We start from the raw sequence: 11,925 nt of genomic DNA, 5'->3' as shown, positions 1-11,925 counted from the left end.
GGAAGCTCGGGGCACCTCAGGGCGGGAGGCCTCGCCCTCCACAGAGCCGCAACGGCGCCCGCGGCTGGCGCAGGCGGCGACCCCGGTGGTGACCGGCACACTCGATGGGGCCGCGGACAGAAAGGGGACGAATCAGTTCGCGGCCTCATTTGGTGAACACGCCGTCGGTTTCTACAACGAGGCCCAAGGACTCCGGCTATCAAGCGTGGGCATTGGCACCTATCGAGGTGCAATGGACGATGAGACTGATGCGGCATACATCTCCGCGATCCGAGCTGCACTCCGTGCCGGCGTGAACGTCATCGACACCTCCTTGAATTACCGTCACCAACGGTCCGAGCGCAGCGTAGGCGCTGCACTCCGCGCCTTCGTCGCGCAGGATGGCGGCAGCCGTAACGGCGTGTTGGTATGCACAAAGGGCGGTTACCTCGTCCCTGGAGCCCTGTCGCGTGAGTCGTTGAGAGAGAGGGAGATCGCCGGCGACGCACACTGCATGGCACCGGCATTCCTCATGGACCAGCTTGAACGCAGCCGCCGCAACCTGGGCCTGACGCGCGTTGACGTGTACTACCTGCACAACCCCGAAACACAACTGCGGTTCATCGACGCATCTACCTTCGGCGTTCGTATCAGGCGGGCCTTCGAGTGCCTTGAGCAAGCGGCGAGCGAGGGCTTGATCAGCCATTATGGCATCGCAACATGGGATGGTTTCTTCGACGGGTCTCTGTCACTGCAATCGCTGGAAGCCACAGCCCGGCAGATCGGCGGCGAGGCTCACCGCTTCCGCTTCGTTCAACTGCCCGTGAATCTGGGGATTCTCGACGAATTGCGGTCACTGGCCGACAGCGACCGCGGGGTCCTCGATATCGCTCGTGACCTCGATATCACTGTCATGGCAAGCGCCTCGTTGTTGCAGGGCCGCAGCACAGCAGGCCTGCCCGGCTGGATCACCCACGCACTGCCTCATTTGGCCACAGACGCACAGCGTGCGCTCCAGTTCGTTCGCTCCACACCGGGCGTGACCTGTGCGTTGACCGGCATGCGCGATACCCGCCATGTGGCCGACAACACGGCACTGGCGTTGTCTCCGCCATTGAGCACCGAACAGTACCGTGCCGCATTCCATCAGTGAGTCTTCCTGAAGGCTCCAATCCATGCGCCTGTATCCGGCGTCGTCGATGTCATGGCTGCTGTTTGAGCACTTGTACTTCGGTGCGGCTGTGGCCGGACTTACCGAAGCCGCACTCATCGTCAACGTCGCGGCCAGGAGTACACCGGCTGCCTTGGTGAGCGTGATCTTCTGCATGTCGTGCTCAATCCGGCCAGGGACCAGTCGACACGGCATCGCGGGCAAGCCATTCAAAGGAGTGAGCCCACTCGACGGCGGTGGCTGGCTACGTGATCGGTTCCCGTACTTCCCTGCGGGCCGTGACCGTGGCAGCAAAGGCATCGAGGTCGACAGTCGCCGGCGGCGTCCCTTGAGGTCTACGGCCTGGCCCCCCGGCCAGCGAAAAGCGCTCGGCCGAGGGTTCTCGGCCGAGCGCTTCGGGTTGGTTGTGGCTATGGGGTTACGGGGAGAACGGCAGGTTGGCCGTGGTCACGGTGGGGATGCTCCAGATCTGGGCTGTTGTGCCGTTGCATGTGTAGAGCTGGAACTGGGTGCCGTTGACGCGGCTGTCCCAGGGGTCGTCGAGGCATGAGTTCGACTGGGGGTTGTAGATGCTGCCGTCGGCGCGCGGGAGCCATTGCTGGCCTCCTTCGCCGATGCAGTTATAGAAGATGACGGGAGTGCCCGATGCCGTCTGGTTCGAGTGGGCGGCGAAGCACTGGCCGTTATGGGTCAGGGTGCCGTTGGCGTTGACGTCGAACTGCTGGGCGGGTATCTGCTCGTAGCAGGTCCAGATCTGGGGGCGCCGGCCATTGCCGGAGTCGTTGTCCGGGGCGTCCATGCAGATGTCCGGCGACACGGCGAGCCGGATCGGGACCTTGGAGGCCGTCACCGGAGGGACGTAGTTCTGGTGGACGGACAGGTTCGCGATGCGGCCCGTCAGCCAGTCGGAGGGCTTGCTCTGGTACTTGTAGCGGCCGAGGACCAGCTGGCCAGTGGGGGCGGGGCTGGTGTTCGCGGCGTGGTAGCCGCTGGAGGCCAGGGTGCCGTTGACGTAGAGGCTCATCGCCCCGGTGGTGGCGCTGTAGGTGGCAGTGAGCTGTGTCCAGACGCCGGGCTTGAAGGCGTTGGCCGCAGTGACGGTGTTGTTGAAGTCGTACGGCCAGGTGTCGTCATCGGCGCGGCTGATGGCGAAGCGCCAGTTGCCGGCGTCTGCGTAGAGGGCGAAGGCGCTAGCGTGGGCCCCGTCCTGGCTGGCGATGACGCCAGTTCTGTCCAGCTTGGCCCAGGTGCTGAGAGTGAAGGACTGCCGGGTGTCGACGACCTTGGCCGGGCCGACGACCGTCGAGGTGCTCGCGCCGTCGAAGGCTGCGACCGGGCGGGTCTTGCCGTCGACCTGGTCCGTCGGATAGGTGACACCCGTTGCGGTGCTGGTGTTGGGCGTCCCGGAGGTGTTCTTCGCGGGGATCGCCTGGGCGTCGCCCTCGAGCCGCCATTCGAACGTCGGGGTCAGACCGTTCCCGCGGACCTGGTGCACGCCGCCGAAGGCGGTCACCATGCTGATGCCGGCGACGGGGGTGTTCGTCGTACCGGCCCAGGAGTGCAGCACACCGTTGGTGTCCTGCGCCCAGAAGTCCGGGACACCGTCGTCCGTCAGGTCACCGTCGGAGCCCACCCGCGGATAGGCGGCGGCTGTGACGCCCGAGCCGATCCGGGCGGTCGGCTGCTTGGCCAGGCCCGTCACCACGGTGAGATCACCGCGGGCCGCGGTCTGCATCGCGTACTGGAAGATGTCGCCCGTGGCCCGGTCGCGTACCCACAGGGCCGGGGCGTTGTCCTTTGTGTCACCGATGCGCAGTGTGTTGCCGGGGACGATGAGGTCCTTGCCGTTCCAGACGGGGTTGCTGTCGACCAGGACGGGGGTGTCCAGCAGTTTGCTGCTCAGTACCGGGTAGTACCAGAGCTTGTTCGCTTCCACTGCGAAGAACCCGGTGGTGTTGGTGACGGAGGTGCCGGGCGTGCGAATGGTCTTGGAAGGCGGCCCGGTCATGGTGATCTGACTGGCGCTCTTCCACGAGGTGCTGTCGTAACCCGCGCAGGAGGAGCACTCAGGCTTCTCGACCAGGGTCTTCTTGTTCAGGTCGTAGGTGCCCGGGTTGGCGAGGTTGTTGTCGTAGACGAAGAGGTCCCAGCCGCCGTCGTTCCCGGCGGCCGTGGGTTCCCGGTGGGCGATGAGGTCGTCGACGTTGCGGCCGGGGTCGCGGGAGCCTCGGTGGGAGACGCGGTAGTCGTTCCAGGTCCGGCCGGCCGCAGCCTCTGGTCCTTGGAGGGCGCTGGCGGTGGTGCCGCTGGGGATCATGCTCGCGGCGGTGCCGTCGGTGGCGCGGCCGTAGGTGATGAGGTTGCCGACGTTGTCGGGGAGCAGGATGTCGGGGCGGGCGTCGCCGCTGGTGTCGCCGAAGGCGATGGGGCCGGGCTTCCAGGGGACGTAGAAGGAGTACGAGAGGGTCTGCGAGGCGTTGCCGGCCTCGTCGAGGGCCCGCGCGTAGACGATGTTGGTGCCCCAGTGGGTGGGCTTGACGCTGATGCCGGTGGGGCTGAGCGGGCTGCCGCACTGTCGGGTGGCGCCCACCAGCTGGGGGTCGAATCCGAACTCGATGCAGGCGAGGCCTGAGGTGCGCAGGCCCGTGCCGGGGCTCGCGTCGGAGGCGGTGATGGGGATGGTGCCGGTGTCGCCGAGGCCGAGCTTGGTGATCTGGCCGTTGCCCGACGGCGGGAACTGGGTGGCCGGGTCGGTGAACTGGCCGAACTGCATGACCGGCGGGGTGAGGTCCACCGCGAAGTGGCAAGTGACGGTGTTGGGGCCACGGAGCAGTCCGTCGTCCCCGCGGGTCTCCCAAGCGTAGGCGTGGCCGTCATTCAGCGTGCCGAGCGGTGTCGTGTAGCGTGCCTCGCTGCCAGATCCGACGAAGCCGGACCAGGACTGGTGCGCCGTGGCCGAAGCGGTCTCGTCCCAGATGTTCACCCACTCGGTGAGCTGGCCCTGGTTAGGGCTGCTGACCGTGGACGCGAGGGTGACGTTGCTCGTGGTGATCCACCCGTACTGGGACGCGGGCCCCTCGGCACAGGTCTGCGTATCACCGGCGACCACGCGACGCGGAGTCGGGATGGTCCGCGGGTTCTCCGGGACCCGGGGCGGGAAGTCGTACTCCGTGCTCAGTGTCGCGTTGTAGGAGAACCGCTTGAAGGCGATCTTGTCGCCGGTACCTTCCGGGCCTCGCAGGGCGAAGGCGAGGGGCTTGCTGGTGTCGCGGATCGCGTCCCGCATCGCACCGGTGACGTTGAAGTCCACCGGGATGTCGGCGTAGCAGTCGGAACTGTTGCCGTTGCCGGGGATATTGCGGTCGCCGATCCAGTCACCGATGCGGTGGTTGCCCCAGTTCACCGAGCTGTCGAACTCCCCCGCCCGGTAGACACTCACGGAGTACGAGTTCGTGCAGGACCAGTCCGATGAGATGTACTGGCTCACACGCAGGTTGGCGTAGTTGACGACCGCGCCGCCGTACCCGCTGACGTCGAACTCGTACAGCGAGCGCTCGATGCCCTTCTGGGTTTCCCAGCCCTGGTAGCCGACGCCCGGGTGGTCACGGTCGGCGGAGCCGGTACGGTCAAAGTTACTCGTACCGGACCAGGCCGAGCCGACCCAGGCGTGGTGCTGCTTGCCGCGGGCATCGGGAGACCAGGACGGGTCCACGTAGATGGGATAGGCGGTGTTGTCACCGTCGAGCAAATCCGGGGACGGCGCGAGCGCGATAGTCCCGGAGGCCTTGGTCTCCGAGCCGGTCACCTCGGCGCGCGTGACGGGGATATTCGCCACGGTCGCGCCCGTACCGGGTCCCTGAGCACTACTCAGGGTGGCCCGGGGCCCGCTTCCATCTGTCGAAGTTTCCGCGGCGGCGACGGGGGCGGCGAACTTGGCGGCCCGTGCATCCGGCTGGCGGGCTTCCTTGGCGGACCACATGAGCGGCGCCGGCGCACGGAACGCGGCACCGCCATCGCCAGTGGCGGCGAGGCTGCCGTCCTCGCCCTTCGACAGGGTCAGGCCCTTGGTGACGGTGGGGAAGACGAGATCGTGCACGGCCGGGTTGGCGGCCGCGGCCGGGGTCCGCAGGATCAGGACCGTGGTGTAGCCGCCCCACTTGGTGGCGTTCACCTGGAGGTCTGTGTCGACGGCGACGTTCTGGAACAGCGCGCCGTTGCCGGTGAGCACCGGCTTGGGCAGAGCGCCCGGGAACGGAGACGACACCGACAGTTGCTTGCCGTCCTCAGTCGTCATCGTGGCCAGCGGGCCCGTACCACCACCGGAGATGGCCAGCGCTGAACTCGACGCCTTGGGAACGACCGTGCCGTCCGCCCCCGCGGTCAGCGTGTCGTCCAGGGCCAGCCACTGGCCCTTCGCGTCCTTGGTGCGCTCCGCCAGCAGGGTCCGCTCGGTCCGGAGTTTGCCCTGCGGCGTCACCACGGTCGTGCTGAACTCCGTGGTGAGCTCGGGAACCGGCACGTCCTTGCCGGTCTTCACCGCTTCCACCCGCGCCTTATCGGCAGGGGTGACAGGCGCGGGTGCGGTCGGTGCTGTGTCACCGGGCGGCGTGGGCGGCTGGGTCGCGGCCTGCGCGACGTACGGTGCGGACAGCAGCATCGCCGCCGAAACAGCCACGGCCACCGTCGCCGGGACTCCCCTGCGGTGCGACATTCTGGGCATCAGGTCTGAAAGCAGCCTTATCGGCAGGACTTGCAGGCCGGATTTTGGTTCATTACTCACGATTTTTGGGCCCCCCTTTGCATGTGCGTCTCGGCGTGATGGCATAGCAGAGACCCGGGGAACTCTGACAGGAACACCACCGCACGGCAAAGAGCATGTCGCGGCTTCTTTCCTTTATGTCGGAAGTGGCGCTCAAAGCCTGCGAGTGATCTTGAGCACGCCAGCACTCGGTTCGAGACTGCGTTGACTGAAATACGCTCCAGACCCTCCGAGGCGGGAGGGATTTAGCAGCAGAGAAGGCGTGTCGATTTCGCAAAGTCCAGCTGCCGTGAACTCGCCTGCGGTATAGACCTGATGTTCCACCAGCATGCGGCGCGCCACCTCATCGCGGCGCCGCGGATGAAGCAGCCGCACGGAGGGGACGGCTCCTGAAGCCGTGTTTTGACCAGCGGAAAGGTGCCAGCACAGCCTCGTGAGGCGCTCCGGCGCAAGGCGAGTGGAGGCCCGACAGTGGCGCGATGCCAGCCTGTCGGACGTGAGCTGGGCGGCGGACGGACCGGAGCACGGCGGGCACCGTCCCGCAGGGCACGAATTTCCCCTCGCCGTGGCTATCGATCTGTTATTTTCAGCCCGCCGGATGGCGCGGCGGAACCCGTGTCGGGACAGAGAACCTCGAGGCGACTTCGCCGCCGGTGACCCCCGCTGTGACGTGGAACACGTCGAGATGTAGAATCCCGGTGGGTTTCAGGTTGTCATTGCAGGTAAATTCCCTCCGATTACCCGTTGATCATCAGAGGTCTTCGGTCACTCAGCTCACTCCGGGGGGAATTTGCGATGCCAGCCTTTGGCATGCCCAGACGTATCAGAAAATATCGGACACGGCTATCAATCTCAGTTGTTTTCGCCCTGACGGCGTCGCTGCTTTCCGTGCCGGCCGTCCAGGCGATGGCGGCCGGGCCTGACTTCGGCAAGGTGTGGAAGCCTCCGCACACGCCGCTGCCGCACACCGCTTCGCTGGCCGTTTCGCCCGGCCGCTCAGCTGGCAGGATCGCGCCGCCCTACGAGGTGCCCAAGCCCTCGAAGCCGGAACCCGCTCACGCTCCCCTTCCGGCACAGACCGGGAAGGCAGACCTGTCGGCCGCCCGGCCCGGTGCCCCCGCCAAAGCCGGTGATCTGCCGGTGTGGATCGCGCCCACCGGCACGAAAGACCCTGCAGGCACCACGATCACGGTCTTCCGCGGCGGCACGCGTAGCGCGCAGGGTGCCGGAGTCCACGGTGCGCTGCTGACGCTGTCCGCGTCGCAGCAAAATGGCGCGACCGCAACCGCCAGCGTGCCCACCCGTGTCTCGCTCGACATGGCCGCCCTACAGGAGGCCACGGGCGGTCAGTTCGCCTCGCGCGGCCGTCTGGTGGCGCTGCCCGCGTGTGCTGCCCTCACTCCGGAGCGCGCCGAGTGCCGCGAGCGCACGCCCGTGACCATGGAATACGACAAAGCCACGGGGCGGGTGAGCGCGGATGTGGCCGTCCCGGTCCCGGGCTACTCGGTCCTCGCGCCGCTGGCCAAGCAGTCCGCGAAGTCCTCCGCCGCGGCCTCGGCCTCCGGCACCTCCCCCGCCGCGCCCATGCAGGGCCTCGTCCTCGCCGCGGAGACCAGCCCCACGGGCGGTGGAGGCTCCTACACCGCCACCCAGCTCGCCTCCTCGTCTGCTTGGGCCACCGGCGGCTCCGCCGGATCCATGACGTACAGCTATCCCGTCCAGGTACCGCCCGCGCTCGGCGGCACGGCACCTGGCGTGGCGTTGGGCTACAACTCGTCCTCGGTGGACGGCCGTACCTCCGCGACGAACTCGCAGGCTTCGTGGGTCGGTGAGGGCTGGGACTTCAACCCCGGGTACATCGAACGGACGTTCAAGCCGTGCCACAAGAACGGCATCGACGGCTCCGGCGACCTGTGCTGGGGCGGCTTCAACGCCATCATCTCCACAGGCTCCCACAGCGGGCAGCTCGTCCGCGACGACAAGCAGGGCTCGACCGGCGCCACCACGGACGCTGGCACCGGCACCTGGCGTCTGAAGGGTGACGACGGCAGCAAGGTCGAGTTCGTCTCCGGCGCCGCCAACGGCGTCCAGGACGGCTCCTACGCGAAACTGACGGACACCTCCGGCACCGTCTTCTACTTCGGCGTCAACCACCTGCCCGGCGGCGACAAGACCGACCCGGCCAGCAACTCGGTCTCCAGCGTCCCGGTCTACGCCCCGAACAGCACTGACCCCTGCTACGACAGCGCCAAGGGCAAGGCCTCGAACTGCCGGATGTGGCAGCGCCTCTCCCTCGACTACGTCGTCGACCCCTACGGCAACCTCACCACCTACACCTGGTCGCCCGAGACCAACTGGTACGAACGCGGCGGCGCCCAGAACGCCGGCACAGGCACCCGCACGGACTACACCCGCGCCACCACCGTCCAGAAGATCGCCTACGGGCAGCGCCTGAGCGAGCAGGTCGCCGCCAAGGGCACCCTGGAACCGGCCGCGCGCGTCAACTTCAGCACCGCCGAGCGCTGCGACAACCAGGCGACGTGCGACCCAGCCCAGCGCACCGCGGCGAACCAGACCAACTGGCCGGACGTACCGATCGACCAGGAGTGCAAGCAGACCGGGACCTGCACCAACTACAGCCCGACCTACTTCACCACCCGGCGCCTGACCAACATCACCACCCAGGTCCGCATCAACACGGCCTGGAAGGACATCGACTCCTACGACTTCAAGCACTCCTTCCCCGACCCGAAGGACGCCACCAGCCAGAAGGTCCTGTGGCTGGACTCCGTACTGCGCACCGGCAAGGCCGAAACCCCGGCCGTGGCTCTGAAGCCGGTCACCTTCATCCCTGTCATGCTGCCCAACCGGGTCGACGGCACCGACCTGGTACCGGCCCCGCCGCTCATGAACCGCGCGCGGATCCAGCAGATCAAGACCGAGACCGGCGGCGTCCTCAACGTCGACTACAACCTGCCGGGCTGCTCCCGCATCAACAAGGTGATGCCGGCCGGCGAAGACGACAACACCATGGCCTGCTATCCGGTCCGGTGGAACCCGAAGGGCTCACGCTCGGACGCGGACCCGGTCCTGGACTGGTTCAATCACTACACCGTCAAGTCCGTGACGGAGAACGACACCACCACGGACGCACCGCAGAAGATCTCCTCCTACACCTACGGTCCCGCCTCCTGGCACCGCGACGACAACGAGTACACCGAGGCCAAGGCCCGCACCTGGGGTGACTTCCGCGGCTTCACCACGGTGACCGCCACCGTGGGCAGCGGCACGGACGGCCCGCGCTCGCAGTCGCGCGCCACGTACCGAACCGGTATGGACGGCGATAGGCGCAAGGACGGCACCACCCGCAGCGTCCACCTCACCGACGCACTCGGCAGGGACGTCACGGACGTCGACTGGCTCAGCGGCGCGGTACTGCAGAGCGAAATCTTCGACCAGGCGAATGGCACCGTCACCGCCCGAACGGTGAACAGTGCTTCCGGCGAGGTGGAAACCGCACGGCACTTCGTCGGCAGTGGCCTGCCCGACCTGGTGGCCCGCTACGGCTCTACCACGACCACGACGACCTCGCAGGAGCGCAAGGCCGACGGCAACTGGCGCTCCACAACCACCATCACTAACACGGACCCGAGCCAAAACAACCGTGTCAAGACCGTCCTCGACCAGGCCGACGGCCTGTCGGACCTGTGCACCCGATCCAGGTACGCGGTCAGCCCCGACCCCCAGCGCACCGGCCTCCTCTCCGAGACGGTCACCGTCTCGGGCGCCAACGCCTGCACGGCCACGGCGGACGCGACGAACACCACGGCCGCCAAGCGGATGCTGTTCGACAGCCAGGCCTTCGGGCAGGCCGGGGCGATCGGCGCAGTGTCCGCCACCCAGGTCCTCGACCACTACAACACCGACGGAACCGGGTCCTACGCCACCACCTCAAACCCCACGTCCGACGTCTACGGACGCCCGGCGACCGTGACCGACCCCCGCACCACCGACGCCCAGCACCCCGCAGGCGCCACCACCAGCACCACCTACACGGCGGCCGCGGCAGGTGAACTGCCCCAGACGGTCACCATCTCCGCCCCGGTACCCGGAGTGGCCGGCACGACGTCGGACACGGTGAATACCTTCGGTACCCGGCGCGACCTTCGCCAGACCAGTACGGACCCCAACGGCAAGGTCACGACCCAGACCTACGACGCGCTGGGCCGCATGACGGCTCTCTGGCTCCCGGGCCGGACCCCGCAACTCAACCCCCAGGCCAACACCACCTTCGCCTACACCGTGTCCGACACCCCGGGCGTGCCGTCGACCATCACCACCAGCGCCCTGACCCGAGATGCAGAGACCCCCGTCCGGACGAAGGTGGTCAGCCTCCTCGACGGCTTCGGCCGCAACCGCCAGACCCAGTCCACCTCACCCAGCCCCGGCTACCTGGGCCGACTCATCAGTGACACCCGCTACGACTCCCAGGGCCGCGCGGCCACGGCCACCGCCGCCTGGTACAACAGCGACGCGGGCCCCGGCAGCACTCTCGTGGTGGCGGCGGACTCCACCGCACTCCAGCAAAACCGCACCTCATATGACGGCCGCGGCCGCGCACTCGTGGTGTCGTCCTGGTCGAACAACGTGGAGCAAGCCCGCACGACGAGCAGCTATCCGGATGCGGGCCGCACGGATGTGGTGCCGCCGCAGGGCGGATACCCGACCAGTACCTTCACCGACAGCCGTGGGCGCACCACCGAGACCTGGCAGTACAGCACGGCGACAGCCACGGGTATCCGCACCGACGCGACAGCCACGGGCTACACCTACACACCCGCAGGTGCCGCCGAGACCCGCAAGGACGCGGCAGGCAACACCTGGAAGTACACCTACGACCTCCAGGGACGCCAGACCCAGCAGGTCGACCCGGACGCAGGAACTTCTACCACCACGTACGACGCAGCCTCGCGAGTCGCCGATACGACCGATGCGCGCGGCAAGAAGCTCGTCTACACCTACGACCTGGCCGGACGTAAGACCGGCATGTACGACGGTTCCGTCACGGCGGCCAAGCAGCTGACCGGATGGACCTTCGACACCGTGGCCAAGGGCCAGCCGACATCCTCGACCCGGTACGTCGGAGGCAGCACCGGGCAGGCCTACACCACCGCGGTGACGGGGTACGACGACGCCTACCGCGCCACCGCCTCCACCATCACCATCCCCGGCACCGAAGTCGGGCAAGCCGCCGGCACGACGTTCACCTACACCACCACCGCGAAATACGACAAGCTCACCGGCCAGTTGAAGTCCTCCAGATCTCCGGCCATGGGAGGCCTGCCGGACGATCCCTTCAACTACGACTACAACGACTACGGCCAGATGTTCTCGTACGCCGGCGCGACGGTATACGACGTGCAGACCGACTACGACGCCTACGGCCGGGTCATCCGCTCCACGGTGAACCCCTGGGAATCACAGGTCGTAACCACTGCTGACTACGACCAGGCGACGGGACGGCTGCGCAACCAGTACCTGGACAAGCAGACCTCGCAAACCGGCGCGGTCCAGCAGACCGGATACACCTACAACGACGCCGGGCAGATCACCTCCGTCACCAACATCCCCGACAACACGCCTTCGGCTACCGACCGGCAGTGCTTCACCTACGACAGCCTCGGCCGGATGACCACGGCCTGGACCGACACCGCCGGCATCACCATCCCGGCCGCTAGCGAGAAGCAGACCCAGGACCAGGGCCGCTGCACCAGCACCGCCCCGACGCCGGCCACGGTCGGCGGGAGCAACCCGTACTGGCAGGACTACACCTACGACATCACGGGCAACCGCAAGACCTTCACCGCCCACGACCTCACCGGCGACACCACGAAGGACTCGATCACCACCCAGACCTTCCCCGCCGCCGGAACGGTCAACACCGGCAGCGGAGGCGCACACGCCCTGACCGCCAGCAGCACCAAGGTCGGTGCAACGACCAGCGTGTCGGGCAGCA

The 11,925-nt window shown here is 67.4% G+C and carries 3 protein-coding genes; 2 read left to right on the top strand and 1 reads right to left on the bottom strand.

Translation table 11 applies throughout. The features are described from left to right. A partial coding sequence (locus J7E97_RS32345) for an aldo/keto reductase (protein ID WP_215034692.1) occupies positions 1 to 1,132 on the top strand: 1,132 nt, incomplete at its 5' end. Between the two features lie 436 nt (positions 1,133 to 1,568). Here the strand turns inward: J7E97_RS32345 and J7E97_RS32340 are convergent. Further along, positions 1,569 to 5,831 carry a ricin-type beta-trefoil lectin domain protein gene (locus J7E97_RS32340; RefSeq protein WP_215034690.1) on the bottom strand — a complete coding sequence of 1,421 codons (4,263 nt, stop codon included), beginning with the start codon at positions 5,829 to 5,831 and terminating at the stop codon, positions 1,569 to 1,571. A 966-nt stretch (positions 5,832 to 6,797) separates the two neighbouring features. Between J7E97_RS32340 and J7E97_RS36905 the strand changes: the two genes are divergently transcribed. Further along, positions 6,798 to 11,925 (top strand): hypothetical protein (locus J7E97_RS36905; protein WP_215034689.1); only part of this gene is annotated, 5,128 nt, incomplete at its 3' end.

This window comes from Streptomyces sp. ISL-66, from assembly GCF_018614135.1.
Lineage (GTDB): Bacteria > Actinomycetota > Actinomycetes > Streptomycetales > Streptomycetaceae > Streptomyces.
The sequence above is the reverse complement of the archived record's forward strand: the minus strand, read 5'-3'. Positions and strand labels throughout refer to the sequence as shown.